This window comes from Paraburkholderia sp. BR13439, from assembly GCF_040948805.1.
GTDB lineage: Bacteria > Pseudomonadota > Gammaproteobacteria > Burkholderiales > Burkholderiaceae > Paraburkholderia > Paraburkholderia youngii.
In genome coordinates, this window is sequence record NZ_JBFPKN010000015.1 from 25,544 (window position 1) to 49,224 (window position 23,681).

At 61.4% G+C, this 23,681-nt stretch carries 20 protein-coding genes; 10 read left to right on the forward strand and 10 right to left on the reverse strand.

The window, feature by feature from the left end; genetic code table 11:
- Positions 1-244 precede the first annotated feature (244 nt).
- Together AB3X96_RS26660 and AB3X96_RS26665 are read right to left on the reverse strand one after the other, a co-directional pair.
- Complete coding sequence (locus AB3X96_RS26660) at positions 245-1,219, reverse strand: ParB/RepB/Spo0J family partition protein (protein ID WP_368592077.1); 975 nt, start codon at positions 1,217-1,219, stop codon at positions 245-247.
- Positions 1,216-2,427, reverse strand: a complete 1,212-nt coding sequence (locus tag AB3X96_RS26665; RefSeq protein WP_176378527.1) for a ParA family protein — start codon at positions 2,425-2,427, stop codon at positions 1,216-1,218. Before AB3X96_RS26665 ends, AB3X96_RS26660 begins: the two co-directional genes overlap by 4 nt.
- A 1,048-nt stretch (positions 2,428-3,475) precedes the next feature.
- Between AB3X96_RS26665 and AB3X96_RS26670 the strand changes: the two genes are divergently transcribed.
- Positions 3,476-4,879 carry a replication initiation protein gene (locus AB3X96_RS26670; protein WP_368592243.1) on the forward strand — a complete coding sequence of 468 codons (1,404 nt, stop codon included), beginning with the start codon at positions 3,476-3,478 and terminating at the stop codon, positions 4,877-4,879.
- A 107-nt stretch (positions 4,880-4,986) separates the two neighbouring features.
- Here the strand turns inward: AB3X96_RS26670 and AB3X96_RS26675 are convergent, their stop codons facing one another.
- A complete protein-coding gene (locus tag AB3X96_RS26675) occupies positions 4,987-6,483 on the reverse strand; it encodes a GntP family permease (protein WP_176111557.1) in 1,497 nt (498 codons plus the stop codon).
- Between the two features lie 2 nt (positions 6,484-6,485).
- Entirely contained in the window at positions 6,486-7,529 is a 1,044-nt protein-coding gene (locus tag AB3X96_RS26680; protein WP_368592078.1) for a patatin-like phospholipase family protein, read from the reverse strand.
- 563 nt (positions 7,530-8,092) lie between these two features.
- Here AB3X96_RS26680 and AB3X96_RS26685 point away from each other — a divergent pair.
- The 7 genes from AB3X96_RS26685 to AB3X96_RS26715 all read left to right on the forward strand — a co-directional run bounded on the left by AB3X96_RS26685 (position 8,093) and on the right by AB3X96_RS26715 (position 14,442).
- A complete protein-coding gene (locus AB3X96_RS26685; RefSeq protein WP_368592079.1) occupies positions 8,093-8,464 on the forward strand; it encodes a GFA family protein in 372 nt (123 codons plus the stop codon).
- Positions 8,461-8,583, forward strand: coding sequence for a hypothetical protein (locus AB3X96_RS26690; protein WP_255208695.1), 123 nt, complete (start codon positions 8,461-8,463; stop codon positions 8,581-8,583). Before AB3X96_RS26685 ends, AB3X96_RS26690 begins: the two co-directional genes overlap by 4 nt.
- 7 nt (positions 8,584-8,590) lie before the next feature.
- The gene (locus AB3X96_RS26695; RefSeq protein WP_176111560.1) at positions 8,591-9,331 is read left to right on the forward strand and encodes a response regulator; all 741 of its coding nucleotides are present in this window, start codon (positions 8,591-8,593) and stop codon (positions 9,329-9,331) included.
- Positions 9,328-10,671: an ATP-binding protein gene (locus AB3X96_RS26700; protein ID WP_368592080.1), complete on the forward strand. Its 1,344-nt coding sequence runs from the start codon at positions 9,328-9,330 to the stop codon at positions 10,669-10,671. Before AB3X96_RS26695 ends, AB3X96_RS26700 begins: the two co-directional genes overlap by 4 nt.
- Positions 10,672-11,048: 377 nt before the next feature.
- Positions 11,049-12,470 carry a basic amino acid/polyamine antiporter gene (locus AB3X96_RS26705; RefSeq protein WP_368592081.1) on the forward strand — a complete coding sequence of 474 codons (1,422 nt, stop codon included), beginning with the start codon at positions 11,049-11,051 and terminating at the stop codon, positions 12,468-12,470.
- A gap of 50 nt (positions 12,471-12,520) precedes the next feature.
- Entirely contained in the window at positions 12,521-13,780 is a 1,260-nt protein-coding gene (gene arcA, locus AB3X96_RS26710) for an arginine deiminase (RefSeq protein WP_176111563.1), read from the forward strand.
- A 326-nt stretch (positions 13,781-14,106) separates the two neighbouring features.
- Positions 14,107-14,442 (forward strand): RcnB family protein, encoded by a 336-nt coding sequence (locus tag AB3X96_RS26715; RefSeq protein ID WP_368592082.1) that lies wholly within the window; start codon positions 14,107-14,109, stop codon positions 14,440-14,442.
- 100 nt (positions 14,443-14,542) lie between these two features.
- Here AB3X96_RS26715 and AB3X96_RS26720 read toward each other — a convergent pair whose 3' ends face one another.
- The 4 genes from AB3X96_RS26720 to AB3X96_RS26735 form a co-directional block, all read right to left on the reverse strand.
- Positions 14,543-15,799 (reverse strand): MFS transporter, encoded by a 1,257-nt coding sequence (locus AB3X96_RS26720; RefSeq protein ID WP_368592083.1) that lies wholly within the window; start codon positions 15,797-15,799, stop codon positions 14,543-14,545.
- Positions 15,796-16,359, reverse strand: a complete 564-nt coding sequence (locus tag AB3X96_RS26725; RefSeq protein ID WP_368592084.1) for a GAF domain-containing protein — start codon at positions 16,357-16,359, stop codon at positions 15,796-15,798. The genes AB3X96_RS26720 and AB3X96_RS26725 overlap by 4 nt, the downstream gene beginning before the upstream one ends.
- A gap of 39 nt (positions 16,360-16,398) precedes the next feature.
- Positions 16,399-17,826: an MFS transporter gene (locus tag AB3X96_RS26730; protein WP_368592085.1), complete on the reverse strand. Its 1,428-nt coding sequence runs from the start codon at positions 17,824-17,826 to the stop codon at positions 16,399-16,401.
- Positions 17,827-17,894: 68 nt separating this feature from the next.
- Positions 17,895-19,679, reverse strand: coding sequence for a gamma-glutamyltransferase family protein (locus AB3X96_RS26735; RefSeq protein ID WP_368592086.1), 1,785 nt, complete (start codon positions 19,677-19,679; stop codon positions 17,895-17,897).
- A 221-nt stretch (positions 19,680-19,900) separates the two neighbouring features.
- Here AB3X96_RS26735 and AB3X96_RS26740 point away from each other — a divergent pair, with 221 nt between their 5' ends.
- Positions 19,901-20,578 (forward strand): FadR/GntR family transcriptional regulator, encoded by a 678-nt coding sequence (locus AB3X96_RS26740; protein WP_368592087.1) that lies wholly within the window; start codon positions 19,901-19,903, stop codon positions 20,576-20,578.
- A 39-nt stretch (positions 20,579-20,617) separates the two neighbouring features.
- Here the strand turns inward: AB3X96_RS26740 and AB3X96_RS26745 are convergent, their stop codons facing one another.
- Positions 20,618-21,943, reverse strand: a complete 1,326-nt coding sequence (locus AB3X96_RS26745) for a type II toxin-antitoxin system HipA family toxin (protein ID WP_368592088.1) — start codon at positions 21,941-21,943, stop codon at positions 20,618-20,620.
- Between the two features lie 2 nt (positions 21,944-21,945).
- On the reverse strand, positions 21,946-22,422 hold the full coding sequence (locus AB3X96_RS26750) for a helix-turn-helix transcriptional regulator (RefSeq protein WP_368592089.1): 477 nt from the start codon (positions 22,420-22,422) through the stop codon (positions 21,946-21,948).
- Between the two features lie 871 nt (positions 22,423-23,293).
- On the opposite strand from AB3X96_RS26750, the gene AB3X96_RS26755 reads away from it, so the two are divergent.
- Positions 23,294-23,671 carry a hypothetical protein gene (locus AB3X96_RS26755; RefSeq protein ID WP_368592090.1) on the forward strand — a complete coding sequence of 126 codons (378 nt, stop codon included), beginning with the start codon at positions 23,294-23,296 and terminating at the stop codon, positions 23,669-23,671.
- Positions 23,672-23,681: the final 10 nt, after the last annotated feature.

Here is a 23,681-nt window from a genome sequence, read left to right on the forward strand (position 1 = left end):
CGAGTCTCCCCGTGAACCGCCGAAGGCGCAATGAATGTTCGTCCGCACGGGGGCGGCGCTCTGATATCGACGTCGGTTTCCCCTGGCAAGAATGTCTAGAGTCTAGACACTCGGGTGGACGCTGATGCGTGGCAGCTTAGAGAGTGTCTAGACTCTAGACACTCTCTAAGCTCGCACCATTTTGGCTGGCCGAAAAAAAGCCCGCACTTGGCGGGCCTTTCTACACTACGAACCACACATCAAATCAACTCGTTTTCGGCTGCGACTGAAACATCTGTCCGATCAACTGTCGTATCTGAACTTCTTGCGCCTCTGTGATCACCCCGGTCTTGATCTTGATCGTGAAATTGCTGACATCCTTCGTGATGCTTCCAGCGTGCTCTCGCCCCGCGAAAAACTTCTCGATGCTGCGTCCGCTGGTACCAGCCGACGTCGTCTGCCGGGTCGCCAAGGCAGTGATTGCCGCCGCGACCTTGCCTTGATCCATTTCGCCTCTCACCAACAGCGGCCAAATTTCACGAGCCGCTCTAACCCCATCCTCGCCGTGCTTTTTGATGGCCGTCCCGATTGCTTGCGCAGCAGTCCCGCCCAATAGTCGCGGTTGAATATCGAGATCTTTCTTGATGAAGTCCGGCAGATTATCGAACGATAAGAACTGGTACAGACCCGCCCGAGACAAGCCCATCGCTTCCGCCAGTCGCTTGCGATTCGGAAACTCCGTTTCCGATCGACGGATCGCAACGCCGATTTCATAGTCAGTAAGGTCGTCGCGGCTGATGTTTTCGACCATCGCCAGCACGGCCATATCCGAGTCGGAGCAATCCGCGACGACTGCCTTGATTGTGTCCTGCCCCAGCATCTTGTGCGCACGCCAACGTCGTTCACCAGCGACGATCTGATAGTCGTCGGCGACACGACGGACCACGATCGGCTGCATCAGCCCAACTTCCCGGATCGACTCCGCAAGCTCGGCCAACTTTGCTTCGTTGAACACGCGGCGCGGCTGCCACGGGTTCGGCAAGATCCCCGCAACCGGCAGTTGCGATGCGACGCCGGTCGATTCCAATTCTTGCACGCGAAGCTGCGCAACGGCCAGCGCGCCGGCAAGGCCGGGCGCCGTTTGCGTGCGGTTGCTGCGCTTCACCTCGTCCTCATTGATCGACGAAGTTTTGCGAATGCCGGACGTCTTGGCCAGCAACTGTTCTCGCATATTGCTCATTGCGCGTTCCTCCATTTTTCCGAATAGATCTCATCGATCCAGCGACAGTAATCGACGAGAGGCTGCCGCACGCGTTGCAGCGACTTGGCCGCGCTGTGATTGCTGCTAATGTCGAAGACGGTCGAGAACGCCAACGCCCCGGTGCTCATCACCGAGCTCGCCGGTACCTCGATCGAATGCAACCAGTTTTCGTACGCGCTTTGCGCCCAAGCACGTACGATCGGCGCCGACGAATTCCGCCCATAATCGACCCGCGACAACACCAGCGACACAAAGTCGTATTTCTTTTCCTTCTCGAATTTGATGAAGCTTTTGGACACGTCTGAGAAGAGTCGCCAGAACGATAGTGAGCTGATGAAGTCCAGGTTTTCCGGCACCATCGGCATCACCATGGCATCCGCGGCCATCAGCGCGTTCAGATTGAGGTACGACAGCGACGGCGACGTATCCATCAGAATGTAGTCGTACTTCTTGCGCAGCGGCTCGAGCCCTTGACGAAGCACGGTCCAGAAACGAAAACCTGGCCGAATCTTTTGCATCGCTGGCAGATGGAACTCTGCTCCGATCAGTTCCGTATGCGCGGGAATCACGTCGATGCCATCCCAGTACGTCGACTGAATCCGCCCCTCGAGGCCGCCCTCGATGTCCTGGTCGTAGACATACGGCAACACCGTATCTTCAGGCGACACGTCTTTTTCCGCGTACAGTCCGCACAGTTCCGAGAGCGACGCCTGCGGATCGAGATCGACCACCAACACTTTCCGCCCCCGTAGCGACAGCCCTTGGGCAAGGCACATCGTCGTAGTCGTCTTGGCGGAACCACCTTTGAGCTGCGCGGTGATAATGATCTTCCCGTCTGGTTCCTTCAGACGAGTGACCAGTGGAGTCTGGTAGATGTCGGAAATCTTTTGTACCCAGATCCGCGCTTCTTCCAGCGTGAAGGTCCGGGTACGGCCCGTGCCGGCCGCCGTGCCCGAAGGCAGTTCTCCGTCGCCTTTTGTTGCGAGATACTGAACCTGCGAGTGCGAGATGTTGCACATCTCGGCAATCTCGCCGGTCTTGAAAACGGGAGCCGTTTTTCGAGGACGTGGAGCCAGAATCGTGTCACGCAGCTCATTAGTGAAAATGGTGACTTTTTCTGCGAACTCACTGATCTGCTCAAAGTGAACGGTTCGGTCTACGGCAGGAAGTTGGCTCGTTCTGACCATTCTGAGGTTTATCCATAAAATTCCAGAAACCTCAGAATACAGGAAATACTTGAAAATAGCTTTTTAAATTACTGTTTTAATGTAGATTTTCTGAAAATTTCTATGTTTTCACAGCGTTTTCGGTGGCGGAACTGTCGTCGAAACGAAACAGGCCCAGAAACACCGCGTGCTCGAGGGCACAAATGACCTCACCTTCCCTCGTAATAGGGCCAGCCGACTCGGCGAACTTGCTCAAAACTTAAGCACCGGGTGAGGTCATTTGTGCACTTTCTCATTTCCGCGACGCCCCATCCGGCGAATTGCAGCACAACGGACCTCACCATTACCAGTTTGTCGCCACCTTCCGGCGAGCGCTCCGTCCGCTTGCAGCGCAAAAGCACAATCAACCTCACCTAGCACCGCTGATTTTCGCCGGCGACAGGCGGCCAACCCGTGCCCCAGCACGTCACCAATCCTTGCAGATCACCGTGAAAGCACAACCAACCTCACCTTGAGGACGCACCCGTCCATAAGCTCCCAGGCATCGCACAATCGACCTCACCATGCTGCATTGCGCAATCTTCACGTCAACTTGCTGTGTGATTCCCAGTTAGTAGGTTTTTTTAAACCGAGAACAAACCCACAAACCTACATACCAAATCGAAATTCAATTCATTCAACGACTTAGGTCTGAAAAGGTGAGGTGTCTTGTGTCGAAAGTGAGGTTGGCTGTGCTGAGAGGTGCGGTTGGCTGTGCAGCAAGGTGAGACCGATTCCCCACCAAGGTGCGGTTCCATGTGTTTGACCGTGCGTCGAATTCCGAAGGTGAGGTGGGTTGTGCATCTGCAGGAAATGAAGGTCCGATGGGCCGTCTCATAAGGCTTCGCCGTGCGGAAGTCCCTCTGGCAAGGTGAGGTTCCTTGTGTAGATGGTGAGGTTCTGTGTGCCAAATCGCGGAATGGGCGAAAAAGCGGCCACCGCCGCCGTCGTTGTGATGGTGAGGTTCTGTGTGTTGACAGCTCACCACCGCATGCTTACAGTCCCGGGAGCTAAAAAGTGGATGAAGAACATGGCCGCGGACAATCCGGAAGAGGGCAAGTCGAAAGCGACGTCACGCCAGATGGCGCTCGCGCTGTTCGAAGACATGTTCGATCAGGGATTGCGCATCAACGAGGCCAATCGCGAGATCGGTTATCAGCGCAACGATTTCTTCACCGAGATCGTCAACATGGGACTGCCGGCGCGGCGTTTTCTCGATGCCGCGTACTTCATCGTCGCGCAGGAGCCCGAGCAACGCGATCAGTACGACGTCGAACTCAACTACTTCAAGTGGCTGATGCGCTACGATAGCCGCAACCTGAAGCATTTGCGCACGATCGCCGACGAAGCTCAGAACGCGAAAGTCCGCGTGACGAATACGCCCGCGGACCGCGATCCCAGTGAAGACGACCTGTGGGTGCAGGTCCAACTGATCGGTATGGTCGGCTTTCATCGCGGGCGCATGCGTTTCGACGTCCATCCACGGCTCGTGCCGCATATCCGCGATCCGCAGAAATCTCACTGGCTGAGCTTGCGCATTTCCACCGCGTTCACGCGCAGTCTCGCGCGCGCGATCTACGACAAGGTTTTGCCCAACGTTCCCGCAGGACGCACCGACTGGATCCAGCTCGAGGAAATGCGCAACTGGCCCGGCAAAATGGGCGCGAACGCCGCCATCTTCAAATACTTCAAGCGCGATTGGCTCGAACCGGCGGTGCGCGAGATCAACGAAGTGTCGGACGTCGAGATGTCCTACGAGACGCGGACTGAATCCACCACGTCGAAGAAAATCGACCGCATCCGCTTCCTGCTCAAGCGTAAGGACACAGCCGACGCGGTACTCGCGAGCCTCGCCGACGCGAGCCATCTGTACAAGATTCTCACCGACGAGTTCGGGCTGTCGACCAAGCAGTTCAGCGAGATTTCGGAGAACCGCGAACTGTGGACCGACGAACGCATTCAGCAGGCCGTCGAATACACGCGTTTCAGAATCAAGCGCGGCCAGGTCAAGAAGAGTCCCGCGGGCTATCTGATGCGCGCGCTACGCGACAACTGGAAGATCTCCGACGCCGAGCGCACGATGGTCGACGTGCAAGCCAAACTGCTCGCGGACGAGGCGCAGGAACAGGCAGCCAAGACCGAAACGAGAACGACCCTGGCGAACAGCATCGCGACGCGTGAAGAAGAAGTGCGTGCGCGCATGAACGAGGATTCGCGCAAGGGCCGCGATCATTTCAACGCCGCCGATGCGAAGACGCGCAAGGAGCTGATGCATGCGTGGACGACATCGCGCGAAGGCAAGCTGATGCTGCGTCGGATGAAGCTCGAACCGTCGACGGTCACCGAAGATGCGATCCTCGCGAATACGGAGCTGGTCTGGTATCTGGGGCAGTTCGTGTTCGGCCGGATGAATGCGGCGCGCGCGGCAGCGTGAAGTGAGCGGGTAGTCAGCAGGCAAGCAATCCAGACTCGGCCGAGCAGCAACAAGAACGGGGCCTTGCACTGACGAACAGCAACGTCAGCGCAAGACCCCTCGATACTTTAGAACGTGCCAACCAGCGAGCCCAGCACGATCACCACAACCAGCGCGAGCAACGCGCCGAGAATCGCGACCATCACGATGTCGCGATAGCTCTCACGATGGTTCGAGCCGCATACCGCAAGCAGCGTCACGACCGCGCCGTTGTGCGGCAGGCTGTCGAGTGTCCCGGAGGACATCACGGCGACCCGATGCAGCAGCGCCGGGTCGATGCCGTGTTGCGCGGCCAGTTGAAGATAGGTGCCGCCGAGCGCGTCGAGCGCGATCGTGAGACCGCCTGAAGCCGAACCAGTCAATCCCGCGAGCAGGTTCGTGGCGACCGCGAGCGATACTAGCGGACCACCGCCGACGCCGAGCACCCACTCGCGCACGAGCGCGAACGCGGGCAACGCGGCAATCACCGCGCCATAGCCGACCAGACTGCCGACGTTGAGCACAGGCAGCACCGATGCATTCGCGCCCGCGTCCATCGTCTCGCGCAGCGCCGGCAGGCGGCGCCGATTGAGCAGCACGAGCACCACGATCGCGACGACGAGCGCTACGCACACGCCCCACACTCCGGCGACTGCCGAAAGCGACGTCTCACCCCAACGGACTTCGGCCAGATAGTCCGCGTCGATGCGCGGCAGCACGATCACGTTCATCACGAAGTTCGTCAGCACGACGAGCACGAGCGGCGCGAGCGCGACGCCGAACGACGGCAGATCCTCGCTGACGTGCCCGCGTTTCGCTTCCTCCGGATCGAAACTCTGCGAGACGCTCGCGCGTTCGCGCACGAGGTTGTCGCTGGCCGGCGCCCCGGTGGATTTCACCGCCGCGTTTAGTCCGTCGAATCCTTCGTTGGCCGCCTTCGCGCGCGATTGCTGCAAGGACAACCACCACAGCCCGAACGCCACCATCACGATACTCGCGACGATGCCGAGCCCGGGCGCCGCAAACGGCGTCGTACCAAAGAACGGCATCGGGATTGCGTTCTGGATCGCCGGTGTGCCCGGCAGCGCGGACATCGTGAACGTCTGCGTGCCGAGCGCGATCGCGGCCGGCATCAGACGGCGCGGGATATTGGCGGCCTGGAATAGGGCGGTGGCCATCGGCGCGAGCACGAAGAACGCGACGAAGAGGCTGACACCGCCATAGGTGACGAGTGCGCCACCGATCACGACGGCGAGAATCGCCCGATGCGCGCCAAGCTTCTCCGTCATGTAACTGGCGATCGCCTTCACCGAGCCGCTGTCTTCCATCAGCTTGCCGAATAGCGCGCCGAGCAGGAACAACGGAAAGAACTGCGCGAGAAAGCGCGCGGCGCTGAGCATGAAGGTCTGGGTCCAGTGCGCGAGAATCGGTTCGCCCGAAATCGCGGCGGCCAGCATCGCGGCGAACGGCGCGAGCAGCAGCACGGTCCAGCCGCGGTATGCGAAGGCGATCAGCAGCGCGAGACTCGCGAGCATGCCAAAGAGTCCAAGACCGATCGCGAGCGGGGACACGGTGATGACTTCCATGGTCAGACTCCGTCGAGCAACGCGTCGAGATCCAGCGAGGAGCGCACGCCGATCGAATCGGCGTGCTCGATGAGGAACGCGTCCGCGGCGCGTCGGCCTTCGTCGCGCAGCATCGTCAGAAAGCTCCACTCGGCGTTCAGTTTCGACGAGTAGCCGAGTTCGGTCATCAGCTCGCTCGAGATCCGATGGATCCGCATCGCCGCCCAATGGCGGCCTTCGTCGCTGCCGGCGTCCGCGGCGCGCCGCAGCAGCGCGATCATGCGCAGCTCTTTCAGCAGCGGCGCGTTGAAGGCGACTTCGTTCAGGCGGCTGATGATGTCGCGCGCGGTGCGTGGTGTTTCATCCCGCACGACGGGATTGACCTGAATCAGCAGCGTATCGCTCGACGTGCATTCGCGTACCAGCGGCGTGATGGTCGGATTCCCGGCGTAGCCGCCGTCCCAGTAGTATTCACCGTCGATCTGCACGGCCTGGAACAGCGTGGGCAGGCAGCCGGAGGCGAGCAGCACGTCGGGCGTCAGGTCGCCATTGCGAAACACACGTGCCTGGCCCGTGCGCACGCGCGTCGCTGTGATGAACAGCTTGATCGGCGCGTCGCGCAGATGCCCGAAATCGATCGAGTCCTGGAGAATCTTCGCCAGCGGATGGACGCCGCGCGGGTTCAGGTCGTACGGAGAAAACAGCCGCGCCGCAAGGTCCATCGCGATGAAGAACGGCGAGTAGTCGAGCGTCCAGCGGCCCATTAATACGTCGAAGGGGCTGCGGCGAAACGGGCTGTACACCGACGCTTCGAATACTCGCCGCCAGAACGCTTCGAGCGCGGCGCGCGCGCCGGACGCGCCGCCCACCTGGTAGCCGCTTACCAGCACCGCGGCGTTCATCGCGCCAGCCGACGTACCCGATATCCCTTCGATCTGCAGCCACGACTCTTCGAGCAAACGGTCGAGGACGCCCCATGTAAAAGCACCGTGCGAACCGCCACCCTGCAATGCGAGATCGATAAGGGCGGGTTCGCGGCGAGAGGGTTGGTTTTTTCTTGCAGCCAAGACGACTCCCGTGATGAGGAGTGCTCCATTTCGAGCTGACGCCGCATGCGCGGCGGACGAATGAACCGCTGGCCAATGCTTTGAATTACCGAATGACGTGAGGCGTGTTCCAGAGGTGAAGCATCGCACTGCACCATTGGTATTGGAAGTGGCTAGTGATTAAAAGTCAAGCGTATTCGAGGCGCCGCGCGACTGTGCCTGGCAATGCCGGCCAGTCAAGCGGGACAGAGAAAGCCGGTTGGTCACGCCGAGGTCAAAAACAGCGTGTAAGGAGGCCGGCTGGTCCGCCCCGCCGAGGCGCTCACATAATCTTGGATAAGCGGAGTATCTTTGCAGGGTGAGCGCGACAATGCGGCGGCAATGAATCAACCCGCATTGTCCGTTTTGCGCGTGCCGCTTAAACGCTAATTCGCGCGCGCTTAAACTTCGCTGTTTCGCCTTGCGCCAATTGCCACGGCTTATTGCAATGTAATGTATCGTCTCGGCGGCCGGATACATTACGACATAATTCGACTGATGAACCAGGCTATAAAAGCAGGCATCGTCAAATCACGGAGATCACCATGAGCGCCGAGTTGCTGCAAGGGTCCTGTCACTGCGGGGCCGTCAAGTTCGAAGTTCGCGCCGAAATCGTTCCTGCCGGCCGCTGTAACTGCAGCCTGTGCCGCCGCAAGGGCGCGCTGATGACGCCGCCCTTTCCCGCGAGTCAACTGAAGATTCTGAGTGGCGAGGATTCGCTGACGCTGTACCAGTTCAACACGAAGGTCGCGAAACACTACTTCTGCAAGCATTGCGGCATCTATCCTTTTCATCAGACGCGCAGAGATCCGCTGCAATGGCGCGTCAATATCGGCTGCCTCGACGGGGTCGATCCTTATGTGCTCGAAGCCAGCGTGGCCGACGGCGCGAGTCTTTCCGTGCTGGAGGACGCATGAAACGCCTGTTTGCCATCGCCGTGTTCGTCGTGGGCGGCTTCGCGGCGGAACTTGCGCATCCGTTGCAGTGTTCACTGATCCAATCGAGCGGCGTGCAACTCAAACGCCGCGGCAGATAATCCGTCGATGGAAACCTCCGACCACGTACTGATCGTCGACGACGATCGCGGTATCCGCGAACTGCTCGCGGGATACCTCGAGAAAAACGGCGTGCGCGTCACGCTCGCGGCCAATGGCCGCCAGATGCGCGCCGCGCTCGAGAACGGCGCGCCCGACCTGATCGTGCTCGACCTGATGCTGCCCGGCGAAGACGGCCTCGTGCTGTGCCGCGAGCTGCGCGCGGGCAAGTTCCGCGCGGTGCCGATTCTGATGCTGACGGCGCGCAGCGAGGAAGCGGACCGGATCGTCGGGCTCGAAATGGGCGCCGACGATTACCTGACCAAACCGTTCGCCGCACGCGAGCTGCTCGCGCGAATCCGCTCGGTGCTGCGCCGCGCGCGCATGCTGCCGCCCGGCATGGAAGTGACGGAGTCGGCGCCGATGCTGTGCTTCGGCGACTGGCGGCTCGACACGACCGCGCGCCATCTGCTCGACGCGGACGGCACCGAAGTGGCGTTGAGCGGCGCGGAGTACCGTCTGTTGCGCGTGTTTCTCGATCACCCACAGCGCGTGCTCACGCGCGACCAGCTGCTGAACCTGACCCAGGGACGCCAGGCCGATCCGTTCGACCGCTCGATCGATCTGATGGTGAGCCGCCTGCGTCAGCGCCTGCGCGACGGCGCGCGCGAGCCGCGCTACATCAAGACGCTGCGCAGCGAGGGCTATGTGTTTTCGGCAGCGGTCACCGCGATCGGAGATCCGCAATGAACGTTTCTGCGTCACCGTCGTTGCTGCGCTGGCCGCACTGGCCGCGCACGCTGTTCGCGCGGCTCGCGGTGATTCTGTTCGTCGGGCTCGCGCTCGCGCAGGCTTTGTCGTTCTGGCTCACGATGACCGAGCGCGACCAGACGATGACCAACATCATGATGGGCTACATCGAGCGCGAAGTGGCGAGCTCGGTCGCGCTGCTCGACCATCTGCCGCCCGACGAGCGCGCCCAGTGGCTGCCGCGGCTTGCGCGGCGCAGCTACGAGTTCGTGCTCGGCGAGGGCGTGGCCGGCGCACCGGTCGACGCAAGCCTGTCGGCGCGCGTCGCGCAATCGATCGGCGACGGCATCGGCACGCGATATCCGTTGACCGTCAACGCGGTGCCAGGCGATCGCGAGCGTCTGCAGGTGCACCTGAAACTGAGCGACGGCACGCCGCTCACCATCGACCTGCGGCCGATGCCCGGCGCACCGTTGTCGCGCTGGCTGCCGCTCGTGCTGACGCTGCAATTGCTCGTGCTCGGCGCCTGCTGCTGGCTGGCGGTGCGGCTCGCGACGCGCCCGCTCAATCAGCTCGCCGTCGCGGCCGACACGCTCGGCCCCGACCTGAAGGCCGAGCGTCTGCCCGAAGCCGGTCCGTCCGAAGTGGCGCGCGCCGCGCGCGCGTTCAACGCGATGCAGGATCGGATCGCCACGTACATGACCGAGCGCATGCAGATTCTCGCGGCGATTTCGCACGATCTGCAGACGCCGATCACGCGCATGCGTCTACGCGTCGACACGATGGACGACGACAGCGAAGCCGCGAAGCTGCGCCAGGACCTGCAGGAAATGGAGGCGCTGGTCAAGGAAGGGGTCACCTATGCGCGCACGATGCACGGCACGACCGAAGTGCCGCGCCGCATCGATCCCGATGCACTGTTCGATAGCCTTGTCTGCGATTACGTGGACGCCGGTCAGCAAGTGTCGCTGCAGGGCCAGTTCGGCCAGTCGCTGAGGTTGCGTCCACAGGCGTTGAAGCGCATCGTCGGCAATCTGGTCGATAACGCGCTGAGGTACGCCGGCGCCGCGCAGATCGAGATCGGCGCGTTGCACGATGGCGAGGCGACCGTGTCGGTGCTCGATCGCGGTCCCGGCATTCCGGCCGAGTCGCTTGAGACGGTGTTCGAGCCTTTCGTGCGACTCGAAGATTCGCGCAATCGTCAAACGGGCGGCACGGGGCTGGGGCTCGCGATCGCGCGGCAACTCGCGCTCGCGATGGACGCGACGCTCACGCTGCACAACCGCGTTGGCGGCGGCCTCGAAGCGCGGCTGACGTTGAGGAAGTTGCGCGAATCATAGTTGGACCCGAAACCCGCCACTGCGAAAGCGTCATCAGGTTTGGACCATTGATGACGTTCGCGCGTCATTCCGAGCTGTCGCTCGGCCGCTTATCAGTAGTTCTGAGCGACCACATTTTCAGCTCGCTTCAGCGATTCCCCATCATTCGAGAAAACCGCGTTGGTGATGCGACACGTCGCATCATTGTTAAATCATCGATATTGAATGCGACTTATCCATGCGAGCGGCGATAAATTGACAAACGTCAGCGGACAGACCATTCTTTTCGTGTGGTGGTTGCAGAGTAACGCGGCTGATCGACAGCAAGATTGGCCGAGAGACACGTTTCGTTCGAATCTGATTAAAGATCCGTGTTGGGTCACTAAAAAGGAATCCGAATGGCGTCCACTCCACAAAAGCTTTCAAAAATGCAACTCACCGGGATGGTCGTGGGCGGCATGGTCGGAGCCGGGATATTTTCCCTACCGCGTACCTTCGCCGACGCCACCGGTCCGCTGGGCGCCCTGATCGCATGGCTGATTGCGGGCACCGGCATGTATATGCTGGCGCGCGTGTTTCAGACGCTGGCGGAAAGAAAGCCAGAACTGGACGCCGGCGTGTTTGCGTATGCGAGAGCGGGCTTTGGCGACTATCCGGGCTTTCTTTCCGCATTTGGCTACTGGATCAGCAGTTGTATCGGCAATGTTTCTTACTGGGTGCTGATCAAGTCGACACTCGGCGCATTTTTTCCGGTGTTCGGCGAGGGTAATACGGTCGTCGCGATCGTCGTTGCTTCGATCGGCATCTGGCTATTTCATTACATGATCCTGAAAGGCGTGCAGCAGGCGGCCTTCATCAACAGTATTGTTACGGTCGCCAAGATCATTCCGATTCTGGTGTTCATTCTGATCCTGTTGTTCGGCTTTCGGATGGACCTGTTCCAGGCCAACCTCTACGGCGGCGGTCTCGAAGGCAATATCTTCGAGCAGGTGCGGGCCACGATGCTGGTCACCGTGTTCGTGTTTATCGGCATCGAAGGGGCGAGCGTTTATTCCCGTTATGCAAAGAAGCGCTCCGACGTCGGGCAATCGACGATATTCGGCTTCGTCGTCGTCACCTCGCTGATGGTGCTCGTGACGATGCTGCCTTATGCGGTGCTCGAGCGCGTGGACATTGCGGCGATGCGGCAGCCGTCGATGTCTGCGGTGCTCGAAGCGGTGGTCGGTCACTGGGGCGCCGTTTTCGTCAGCATAGGTCTGCTGATTTCGGTGCTCGGCGCTTATCTGGCCTGGTCGTTGATCTGCGCCGAAGTGTTGTTCTCGGCGGCGAGGACCGAAGACATGCCTGCGATCTTCGGCAAGGAAAACGTCAACAAGACGCCGGCTAATGCATTGTGGCTGACCAACATCGTGGTGCAGTTGCTCGTCATCAGCACGTACTTCTCGCGCGATGCATTCGCGCTGATGTTGAATCTGACGAGCGCGATGTCGTTGATTCCGTACCTGCTCGTCGCGGTGTTCGGATGCATGAACGCGAATCGCGGCGACGGTTACGACCTTCGCGCCGACGAGCGCCGGCGCGACCTGATCATGGCCGCGATCGCCGTGATCTATACCGCATTCATGATCTTCGCGGGCGGCCTGAAATTCATTCTGCTTGCCGCGGTGCTGTACGCGCCCGGCACAGCTCTTTATTTTTGGGCGCGACGAGAGCAGAGCAAGAACGTTTTCATCATTTCCGATTGGTTCATCTTTACCGTCATCGTCATTGGCGCGATCATCGGCATTTACGCCCTCGTAACCGGAAGGATCACAATCTAACGACATCAGATTGAACAGAGTGGGTCACCACTGATATTCAGGAGGTCATCATGGCGAACACGGACGCGAAAGCGGGTGAATTGGGCGTCTACTCCGAAGTCGGGCAGCTGCGCAAAGTGATGGTCTGCGCACCGGGGCTCGCGCATCAGCGTCTTACCCCGAGCAATTGCGATGAACTGCTGTTCGACGACGTACTGTGGGTCGAGAACGCGAAGCGCGACCACTTCGACTTCGTCACGAAGATGCGCGACCGTGGCGTCGAAGTGGTGGAGATGCACAATCTTCTCTCCGAAACGGTCGCGGTGCACGAAGGCAAGAAGTGGATTCTGGACAACCAGGTGGTGCCGAACCAGGTCGGCCTCGGCTTTATCGATGAATTGAGAAGCTATCTGGAAGGGCTCGACAATCGCAAGCTGGCCGAAACGCTGATTGGCGGGCTATCCACGCACGACTTCCCGGAAGCGCACGGCGGCAAGGCGCTGGAGGTTGCGAAGGAAGCGGCGGGCGGTACCGAATATCTGCTGCCGCCGTTGCCGAACACGCTGTACACGCGCGACACGACCTGCTGGATCTACGGCGGCGTCACGCTGAATGCGCTGTACTGGCCGGCCCGTCACGAAGAGACGATCCTGACCACGGCGATCTACAAGTTCCACCCCGACTTCGCGGGCAAGGTCAACGTGTGGTGGGGCGATCCGACCCAGGATCACGGTCTCGCCACGCTGGAAGGCGGCGACGTGATGCCGATCGGCAAGGGCGTCGTGCTGATCGGCATGAGCGAGCGCACTTCGCGTCAGGCCATCAGTCAACTGGCGGCAACGCTGTTCAAGAAGGGCGCGGCCGAGCGCGTGATCGTCGCGGCGATGCCGAAGATTCGCGCGGCGATGCACCTCGATACCGTGTTCACGTTCGCCGATCGCGATTGCGTGCTGGTGGCCCCGGACTTCATGGCGAAGACGCGCACCTATTCGTATCGGCCGAGCAGTCATCCGAGCGGCGTCGAATTGCACGCCGAAAACAAGCCGTTCACCGATGTCGTCGCCGAGGCGCTCGGGCTCAAGCATCTGCGCGTAGTCGAGGCGGGCGGCAGCGACTATCAGCGCGAGCGCACGCAGTGGGATAGCGGTGCGAACCTCGTGTGCGCGGCGCCGGGCGTCGTCTATGCATACGACCGCAACACGTACACGAACACGCTCTTGCGCAAGCAGGGCATCGAGGTGATTACGATCGTCGGTGCGGAGCTGGGCCGTGGACGTGGCGGCGGTCACTGCATGACCTGCCCGATCATTCGCGATGCGGTCGACTATTGATCAGCCACGCGGATCGATTTGACGGTGAGTGGCGAATGCCGCCCCGCTCGCTGAAGTGGCGAGCGAGCGACAGCGGCGCGCGCGTGCGCCGCCGCCAGGCGGTCCGGCTTGAAGTCGAACTTCCTTTTACTATACTTTTTAACGACTTAGAGGCAGGCCTGAAATATCGAATTTGGCATCTCGCGATTTGCAAGGATTACGTTCGATAGACCAGCGATCGCTGCAATGAAGTTCGAGTTAATGAATCTGCGAGTAGCTGGACGATTACTTTTCACGTCAATCACGTGAATGCCCGGAGGTTTCTTCCACTGCACGGAGGTTCGAACATGAATAATCGCTTTGTTGCGCAACTCGTCGCCTTGTCGTTTGCCGGGGTGTCGGCGTTCGCGATTGCGGCTGGACCGCAGCCGCAGGACGAGGGCGGCCAGATGGCCGGTACGGGCCGTCAGCAGGTAATGCCGTCGATTCCGCATCGTGACTGGCATAAAGGCCAACGTGTGCCGGCCGAATACCGTCATTACAATTTCATGATGGACGACTGGCGCGGACACGGCCTCAATGCGCCGCCGCGCGGGCATAAATGGCTAGGCGTCAATGGCGATTATGTGCTCGTAACGACGAATAACTGGACCATCTCCAACATCGTCGCCGGAAACGAGTAATGCTTCATCCTGGTGCCCAGGTAATCCGGCGACCAGGATTTAGCGCCGGGTCCTGGGCATTTCTTTGACACGACATCATCTCGTCATGGTCGCTATAGATTCACTGTTGCGTATCGTATAGCCGGTCAGGAACGAACAATGCAGTCACGCCGCTCAAAAAGAACACCGCGCCGACCACGAGAAAGCCGAGTCCGATCGAGAACTGCGTCGCGATAAAACCAATGACGATCGGCGCCGCCCCCGAACAGAAGCGCCCGAGGTTATACGAGCCGCCCACCGCGGTGCCCCGCACCGACGTCGCGAAACTCTCGGACATGAACGTGCCGATCGTGCCGAGCGGCACGCCGTACAGAAAGCCGAAGAAAAGCATCAGCGTGGAAATGTTGTCGCGCGTGTGCCAGAAAATGATCACCGGCAGAAAGAGCGCCGCGCCGATGCAGCCGAGCACGTACACGCCACGCCGGCTCCAGCGATCACCGAGCCAGCCCGCGAAGATCTTACCGATGAAGGCGACCACGTACGTGCCGATCATATAGCCGGTCAGCGAACTGAACTTGATGTGCAGTTCTTTCTCGAGGTACGTCGGCAGCCAGTTGTTCAGACCGTAAAAGCCGGACAGCACGAAGATCGACGCGAAGGTCCACAGGATGAACATCGTGCGTGCCTGGCGGTCGCGGAAAATCTGCGCGTAGCGATTGTCGACGAGTCGCGTCTCGTTCGCGCGGTCGGCGGCCCGGCTCGCGAGCCATGCGGCCGGTTCGGGAACCGCGAACTTGATCGCGAACGCGAGCAGCACCGGCACGGCCGACACGTAGTACAGCGTGCGCCAGCCGTACTGCGGCAGGATCCAGCTGATGAGCGCGATCACGACGATATATCCGGCCGAAATGCCGGTTTGCAGCATGCCGAGCACCAGCGAGCGCCGCTCGGTCGGCACGTATTCGGCCACCAGCGTGGTGACCAGCACCATGCAGCCAATGCCGAGCGAACTGATGAAGCGCACCGCCGCGAATTCGATGAAGCTGTGCGTGAACCCGAGCATCCCCGCGCCGAGTGAGAACAGCGCGAGCGCCCACGCGACGACGCGCACGCGGCCCAGACGATCGCTCGCCCAACCGCCGGCAATACCGCCGATCGCCATGCCGAGCAAGGTCAGACTACCGAGCGCGCCCGCTTCGACGTTGGTCAGCCCGAAGTCGTCCTTGATTCGCGACAGGGTCAGGCCATACATCATCACGTCGGCGCCATCGGCGATCAGCGCGAGGTAGCCGAGCACGAAGACCAGCACCCAGCGGCCTTGCGAGACGGCCGGATGGGGCACGGCTTGATAGTGTTGCAGATCGGATGGTGTTTTCATGAACGCGCGACGCAAGCGGGGGATTGCGTACTCTGTTTGATGAGAGCGGGGGCAAGGAAGGCGCCGATCAGCAGGCCCATGCTTTCATGGCGGCTGGTGTACCAGCCTTCCTCGTGCGTCAGGTTCATCGTACCGATGCACACGCCGTCATAGGCGATAGGGATGTTCAGGATCGAGCCGAGACCCATCCCTGTCATCACTGCGTGATCGTCGAAGGCCTCGCGAATGCCTTGCGACGTGGCGGCGCGAAATGGCTTCAGCTCCTGGAGTATCTGCCGCGCCCACGCGGTGCCTTGCTTCCTTTTGCGGCCGCCCAGTGGATAGACGTCCGGCATGTTCGTGTAGACCCGTTCGACCTCGTGTCGCTGCGCATCGTAGGACATGATCGTAATCAGGCTCAGGCCTATCGCCTTTGCCGCCACCGCGTGAACCACGCGGAACAGCTCAAGTGGTTGGCCTTTCACGCGCATCGCCAGCGCGAGGCGTTCGAGGTCCGCGATATCCAGCATCTGTGTATCGTGCGGTGCGGATTCGGTCAGGTTGCCTTGCATCGTTTGCATCGCGTTTGGATCGGGAAATGGGAAGAGTCGCAGTGCGATTCAGCCGTGCATGCGGGTGGAGTTCAACTGGCCTCGCGCGTCGCGAGCCGGTTCGAGCTCGCTCGCTTCGATATCTTCGAGCGAGCGGTTGCGGGTTTCGATGCCGAGGAAGAACACCACGCATGCGCCGATCACCAGCACCGTCGTGGTCATCGCGAACACACCGAGAAAGCCGAACAGCGGATAAACGAGGCCGACGAGAATCGGCGCGCTGACCGAGCCGATGCGGCCGAACGATGACGACGAACCCGTGCCCGTGGTGCGCACCGCGGTCGGAAACACTTCCGGCGTATAAGCATAGACGCCGGCGAATGCGCCGTTCATGAAGAACGACAGCGCGATGCCCGCGGTCATGATCTGTATGCCGGTGTGAGAAAACGCTAGCGTGATCGCAGCGATCCCGCCGAGCAGCATGTAGGAAGCGACCACCGCCTTGCGCCCGATTTTCTCGTTGAGCCACGCGGCCGAGAAGTAGCCGGGAATCTGCGCGCCATAGATCGCGATCGAATAGCCGAAGCTCTTCGTCATCGTCAGTCCTTCCTTGACCAGCAGGCTCGGGATCCACGAGAAGAACGAGTAGTACGCGAACGCAACCGAGAACCACATCAGCCAGCTGACCGTGGTCGTGCGCGCGAGTCGCGGCGACCACAGCGCGAGCACGTTGCGCCACGCGTTGCCGCGCTTCGGCGTCGAGGCCGGCGTGGGCACCGCGTGAAGCGCGTTGGCCACGCTCACGGGAGCAAGCGCAATGCCGCGCTCGACGAACGCCGCCTCGATGCGGCCGACGATGCCGTTCGCCTCGGCCGCACGGCCCTGGCTTTCGAGCCAGCGCGGCGATTCGGGCAGCGTGCGGCGCCACCACAGCAGCATCACGACCGGCAGCGACGTGAGCACCGCCAGATAGCGCCAGCCGTCGGCGAAGTTGCGCACCACCGCGAAGCCGAGAATCGACGAGGTCAGATAGCCGAACGACATGAAGCCGACTAGCGCGCCGCAGAAAATGCCGCGATAGCGGCGCGGCACGAACTCGGCGAGAAACGGCGCGATCACGACGGTCTCCGCGCCCGAACCGAAACCCGCGACGACGCGCAATGCGAAGAACGTGTGCCAGTCCTGCGCGGTTGCGCTCGCGAGCGACGCGACGCAATAGATGGCGAGCGCGCTCATCATGATGCGGCGTCGGCCGATCACGTCGGCGAGCACACCCGAGAGGAACGCGCCGAAAAAATAGCCGATATAGGTGCTGCTCGCGACCAGGCCGGTCTGCGCGCTGGTCAATTGCCACAGCTTGCTGACGACCGGCAGCAGAAACGCGAGCGACGACGAATCTAGTCCGTCGAACATGTACCCGAGCCCGCCGATCAGCAGCAGTCTGCGGTGAAAGCTCGATATCGGAAGTCTTTCAAGACGGGCAGCGACGGCGGACACGGCAACTTCTCCCGAGGAAATCGCGCGACGAGGCCGCGCGTTCTGTGCTGATGGCTGCTTCGGGCCGCTTATCGGCCGATCGCGTAAGCCTGCATCTGACGCGGCGTGGCCGCGCCTCGCATCAAACCGTTGCGGATCGCGACCGCGCAGACCCGGCCGAGCGCCCACGGCTCCGTGACGGTGAGATCGTGGCCGCGCGCGCGCAGTTCGGCGAGCGTGCTGTCCGGAAAGCGCGACTCGGCGGACATCTTGCCGAGCTGCATCGCGCGCGGATAGAACGAGCCGGGGAAGTGCGCGGTCTGGAACGACGGCGCGTCGGCGGCGGCCTGGAAGTTCATCCCGCCATGCACGTGCTTGAGGAACAGTTGCAGCGACCACTGATCCTGCTGGTCGCCACCCGGCGTGCCGAAGGCGGCGTACGGCTTGCCGTCGCGCGTGACGAGGGTCGGCGACAGCGTGGTGCGCGGGCGGCGGCCCGGGCCGAGTGATGAAAGCAGGCCTTCTTCCATCCAGAACATCTGCGCGCGAGTAGTCACGTTGAAGCCGAGACCCGGCACCACCGGCGATGCCTGCAGCCAGCCGCCCGACGGCGTAGCCGACACCATGTTGCCCCAGCGGTCGACCACGTCGAGATGCACGGTGTCGCCGCGCAATTCGGGTAGTGGAGCGAAGGTCGGCTCACCCTGACCGAAGCCGCCGGCCTGCTCGCGACCGGCGTTCGCGACGATGCGCGCGGCGCGTTGCTCGCTGTCGCCGAGCAGCCCGGGACGGAATTCGAACGACGCGCGGCGCGGATCGATGAGGCGACGCCGCTCGTCGTTGTATGGGTCGCTGAGCAGCACGTCTATCGGCACATGGGAAAACGCTGGGTCGCCGTAGAACACTTCGCGATCGGCGAATGCGAGCTTCGAGCACTCGATCACCGTGTGCACGAAATCGGGTCCGAGGGGGTCCAGCGCGCTGAGATCGAAGCCCTTCAGCAGCGCGAGCTGCTGCAGGAACATCGGGCCCTGGCCCCACGGGCCGGTTTTGTGCACGCGCATGCCGGCGTAGTCGTACGACACCGGGTCTTCGTAGGTCGGCTCCCAGCGCGCGAGATCGCCCGCATCGAGCAGGCCGCTGTTGCGCAGGCCCGAGGTGTCGAGCACGGCGGTCGAACGGAAGTACTGGTCGATCGCGTCGGCGACGAAGCCGCGATAGAAGGCATCGCGCGCGCGTTCGCACTGCTCGGCGCGATCGCTGCGTGTGTTCGCCTCGCGCAGGATGCGCTTGTAGGTTTCGGCGATCGCGGGATTCGCGAACAACTGGTTCGGCATCGGCGCCTCGCCGTTGCGCAGCCATTGCTCGGCGGAGGTCGTCCATTCGGTGCGAAAGAACTCCTGAATCGCGAGAATCGACGATGCCATGCGCGGCAGAACCGGATAGCCGCTTTCCGCGTAGCCGATCGCATAGCTCAGCACGTCTTCGAGCGGCAACTGGCCATAGTCGCGCAGCAGCGCCATCCACGCGCCGAACGCGCCCGGCACGACCGCGGGCAGCAGGCCCGTGCCCGGCACCACGTCGAGCCCCATCTTGCGCATCCGCTCGATGGTCATACGCGCGGGCGTCACGCCCTGTCCGCACAGCACGCGCACGCGTTCTTCGCGCGCACTGTAGAACACCACCGGCAGTTCGCCACCCGGACCGTTCAGATGCGGCTCGACGATCTGCAGGACGAAGCCGGCGGCAGCGGCGGCGTCGAACGCATTGCCGCCTTTTTCGAGGACCGCCATCGCCGATGCGCTCGCGAGCCAGTGCGTCGAGGCCACCATGCCGAAGGTGCCGATCAGTTCTGGACGGGTTGTAAACGACATGCGCGACTCCTTGGCGACGACGGCTCCGAACGGTCGAACCAATTTTTAATGGTTCCACTGGAGAAAATGAAAGCGTAAGTCTAACGAAGCCGGGTTGCACCCGGTGTTAACCCGCGAATTGCGAGCTAGTATAGCGAATCAAAAATCATCGGTTGCAGCCGTGTCAAGTCGCTGCGATTCTGGTATCGTTGAGACCAATACAAATTGGTTCACGGAATGACATGGAAAAACCGGTACTGGCTGTGCTGCTCGACTACATCGCCGACCATCAGTTGAAGGACGGTGACGCGCTGCCGCCCGAACGAAAGCTCGCCGAAGAACTGGACGTGAGCCGCCGCGAGTTGCGCGCGGCGCTCGCTTCACTCGAGGCGTCGGGGCGCGTTTGGCGCGGCGTCGGCCGCGGCACCTATCTGGGCGCGCGGCCGCTGAAGTTTGCGCCGACGCTGCGCGGCTTGCGCGCCGGTACAAGTCCCGCGGATATCGCGGAAATGCGGCTGTTGTTCGAGCCGGCGCTGGCCGCGCTGGCCGCTACGAAAGCGAGTGGCGACGATCTGCAGGAACTGGAGAAATGCGCACGCAAAAATGCCGCCGCGAAAAACGACGAAGAGTGGCAGCAATGGGATCATCGCTTTCATTTGCTGATCGGACATGCCACGCGTAATCCCGCGTTGATCGCTTTGATGGAGGTGATCAACGGCATGCGGGTGAAGCCGGAGGTTCGCGAGAAAACGTCCGCGCAGGAGACGCGGCAGTTTTTCGCACAACAGCATCAGGTGATCGTCAATGCGCTGAAAGCGCGCGATGCGGACGCGGCCGCGCAATGCATGCGCGAGCATCTGCTGAGTGTGCAGTGGCGTGCATCGGCGAAGACCGATGCAGCGGCGGCGCGGCGTGCGTGAGTTGCCGTGGCGCCGCGCTGGTTAGGCGATGGCGGAGCTTTACTGCGCAAGCTTTCGGTTGAACCGGCGCATGCCGTCAAAGACGGCATCGGCCACGTCCAGCGGAAATTCGGGGGGCAGTCGCGACGAGACGGTATCGATCACCGTCTCCGTTTGCGCGCTCAACTGATCGATCAGCGCATCGACATCGGTGGCGGAAAAGCCCACGAGCTGTCCTTCTGCGACCCAATGCCGGCGCTGGATCTGATTGAGCAGGTAGTGGACGTTCTTGCCGCGAACCGCCATCGCCAGTTTCACTTTTTGCGCCGCGAGACGTCCCGCACCGCTGCCGATGATCGGATGCGCGGACAGCACGTCGTAGAGCGGCGTGGCTTCGTAGCGATTGCCGGGCAGATGCGCGATGCTGAAGTTCTTCGCGTGGCCATCGGTCGCGGCGAGCAGCCAGAAAACCAACTGCGTCGCGAAGAAGTTGCGGCGGTCCGTCGTCGCGCGGGCGGAGCCCGCGAGTATCTCCATGATCGCCTCGATGCCCGGTCCGCCGTCGGACTCGTACTTGTGCAGCGCCGACGTACCAGTGGCCTGGCACATGTCCTCTTGCGGCAAACGCACGATCCACGTGGCGTCGCTCGACAAACGGCGATCGAAGCGCTCGACGATCAATACCTTCTGTTCGTCGAATCGCGCGATTTCGCAACGCGCGACCGGGAGGCCGTAAGCCGCGACGATCCGCGAGCACAGCCATTCGTTTTCCACCGACGTGCGCATATCGGCGCGCATGTTGCCGACGAGCCCGAGCGGCAGCTTGAAGATGTGCGTGGTCGGCGTGCTGCCTTCGGGCAGCAGCCAGCGGTTGTGATGACGGAGCAGCGCGGTTTTTTCCTGCGCACCGGCGATCGACAGACGCAGGTCTTCGAGCGGATCGTGCTGCCCGAGCGGCGCCGCCGTCGTCGTGCCGCGCAGCAGCGCCGCGATGTCGCTGTCGCTGAGTTCGCGGCCGTGGATGCTCGTCAGGTCGCTCGGCTCTTCGTCCGGCGGCAGCAGTTGCAGAGCGCCGACGCAGTCGCGTCCGAGTGTGGTGAGCAACGCAAACGGCGCGGTGCTGCCGGTCCGGTAGCGCGCGGCGATGCGGCGCCGGATCGGTTCACTGTCGGGCAGCAGATTGTCGAAATAGTCGGCGACGATCTGGCCGCGATACGGCTGATTGCCTGGTGTGAACGGCAGCGACAGCGATAGCGGGCGTCCTTGCGGATCGTCAATCCATTCGTCGGCATAGGTCAGACGTTCGGCGCTGCGTGCCGTTTCCCAGGCGCCGACCCGCAGGCCGTTCATCCATAGGTTCAGACGGTTCGGTGTGCTGCGCGCCATGCTTACCAGTCCTCCCGTTTCTTGCTCGTGCTGGCCGCTTTGGTTGCCTTGGCGGGCTTGACCGCTTTGGGCTTTTGGGCGGTGCTGGCGGATTTGGCCGCTTTGGCGTTGGTGCCCGATGCCTGGGCTGCGGCGCGGTCGCTGGCCTCGCCGGGCGATGTCGTCGCCGCGCGCTGCGCCGCAGCTTGCGCGCGCGTGGCGCGTATGGCGGTGCCTTTTGCTGCGGCCGGCGGCGCGTCTTCCACGGCCACGCTTTGCGTCGATCCGCTCGGCGTGAGCTTCAGATCGACCTGCAAAACCCGTAACACCCGGAAGAGCCGTTCGACGCTGACGGCCGAGGGATTCGCTTCGAGTTGCGCGTAGGTCTGTTGGGTGACGCCGAGATGGGCGGCCATCGCGGTTTGAGTGAGCCCGGCGGCCTTCCTGAAGCCCTGCAGGATCGGTCTGAGCTGGCTCAGTGTCTTGATCGCGTAGTCCACGATGGATCTCCGGTTCGGCGGCGGCGTAACAGGTCAAAACCTGTAAATTGCGGATACAGTCTATACCCTGTATTTCGTAAATACAAGCTAAAGACTGTTAATCGTGAGCGCAGAATCATTTGAAACGCTGTCCCCTTCACGCTAGCCATCACGCAACTAACGGTCAACCGCGCACCGCCAGCCCCTTCGCTGCTGCGCAGCCAACCGCCGCAGGCAAGGTGTGATCGACCGGAGCCCGTCCGGCGAACGCATCAATAGAAAATCGCATGTAATGCCAGAACAAGCGTCTCGAACGTAAATCGACAGATTCACATCGTTTTCAATTAATGCGATCCAATCAGGAAGACAAACATTCACGAAAGGAAGAAGAAACCGTGTTCGGATTGCGTGGATAGAACACTGAATAGCCATCGATAAAAATCGCTAGCAATATCCCCAGCGCCCAATCGAGCGCAGGATAACCGATGAATGTTGACGCGCATTGCATCGCACTGCTTTCGCTCGTCGAATGAAATTGACACAAATTTCACGCGGCGTGCCTCGAGTGGAAATGAGCTTGGAAATTGCAGAAAAGGCTGTAGACTCTATAGCGTGTGTTACGCGGCGATGCCCACGCAATTCCGATCGTTGCGCGCCCACAGCATGCGTGCAAATCACTCCAATCCGTCACGAGATTTTCTGCCATCAAGGTGTCTATTCGCTGATACGACTCAACGCTAATAGAACCTGAACCGGCGAACCACGCCGACCGATGAACCTGAAAAGGAGAATCGACGAGACCCTCGGACCACTCTTCCAAATAACGCGATCGACACCGCCGGATGCGGTCGCCGGCCGGCCGCTGGAGAACATAACTTCCCTGGAGTATGTGATGGTAAGCAAACCACAATGGCGAACGCTGTTATCCGTGACTTTTCTGTCGCTGGCAATGATGGGCAACGTCGCGCGTGCGGAAAACATTCCAATCGTCACGGGCCAGCAATGGATGCAGTCGACCGACGAGCAGAAGAAAGCGTATCTGATCGGTATCTCGAATGTGATCGACATCGAGCGCGCCTATGCCGGCAACACGGCGAACAGCAATGACATCGCGCAGCGCTTCGGCAAGGGCATGCAAGGCCAGACACTCGACAGCGTGCGTCAAGGCCTCGACAGCTACTACGCGGCCAATCCCACGATGATCCAGCACCCGGTGATCGAGACCCTATGGTTCCAGATGGTCGTGCCCGGCCTGAAGAAAAATCAATAAGGAGAACGAT

Bases quoted from the DNA above. Each gene is read 5' to 3' on its own strand.
- AB3X96_RS26690 (WP_255208695.1), top strand. From the start codon at position 8,461: ATGAAACGCCTGTTTGCCATCGCCGTGTTCGTCGTGGGCGGCTTCGCG.
- AB3X96_RS26685 (WP_368592079.1), top strand. From the start codon at position 8,093: ATGAGCGCCGAGTTGCTGCAAGGGTCCTGTCACTGCGGGGCCGTCAAG.
- AB3X96_RS26740 (WP_368592087.1), top strand. From the start codon at position 19,901: ATGGAAAAACCGGTACTGGCTGTGCTGCTCGACTACATCGCCGACCAT.
- AB3X96_RS26755 (WP_368592090.1), top strand. From the start codon at position 23,294: ATGGTAAGCAAACCACAATGGCGAACGCTGTTATCCGTGACTTTTCTG.
- AB3X96_RS26665 (WP_176378527.1), bottom strand. From the start codon at position 2,427: ATGGTCAGAACGAGCCAACTTCCTGCCGTAGACCGAACCGTTCACTTT.
- AB3X96_RS26660 (WP_368592077.1), bottom strand. From the start codon at position 1,219: ATGAGCAATATGCGAGAACAGTTGCTGGCCAAGACGTCCGGCATTCGC.
- AB3X96_RS26700 (WP_368592080.1), top strand. From the start codon at position 9,328: ATGAACGTTTCTGCGTCACCGTCGTTGCTGCGCTGGCCGCACTGGCCG.
- AB3X96_RS26705 (WP_368592081.1), top strand. From the start codon at position 11,049: ATGGCGTCCACTCCACAAAAGCTTTCAAAAATGCAACTCACCGGGATG.
- arcA (WP_176111563.1), top strand. From the start codon at position 12,521: ATGGCGAACACGGACGCGAAAGCGGGTGAATTGGGCGTCTACTCCGAA.
- AB3X96_RS26735 (WP_368592086.1), bottom strand. From the start codon at position 19,679: ATGTCGTTTACAACCCGTCCAGAACTGATCGGCACCTTCGGCATGGTG.
- AB3X96_RS26695 (WP_176111560.1), top strand. From the start codon at position 8,591: ATGGAAACCTCCGACCACGTACTGATCGTCGACGACGATCGCGGTATC.
- AB3X96_RS26745 (WP_368592088.1), bottom strand. From the start codon at position 21,943: ATGGCGCGCAGCACACCGAACCGTCTGAACCTATGGATGAACGGCCTG.
- AB3X96_RS26670 (WP_368592243.1), top strand. From the start codon at position 3,476: ATGGCCGCGGACAATCCGGAAGAGGGCAAGTCGAAAGCGACGTCACGC.
- AB3X96_RS26675 (WP_176111557.1), bottom strand. From the start codon at position 6,483: ATGGAAGTCATCACCGTGTCCCCGCTCGCGATCGGTCTTGGACTCTTT.
- AB3X96_RS26715 (WP_368592082.1), top strand. From the start codon at position 14,107: ATGAATAATCGCTTTGTTGCGCAACTCGTCGCCTTGTCGTTTGCCGGG.
- AB3X96_RS26725 (WP_368592084.1), bottom strand. From the start codon at position 16,359: ATGCAAACGATGCAAGGCAACCTGACCGAATCCGCACCGCACGATACA.
- AB3X96_RS26720 (WP_368592083.1), bottom strand. From the start codon at position 15,799: ATGAAAACACCATCCGATCTGCAACACTATCAAGCCGTGCCCCATCCG.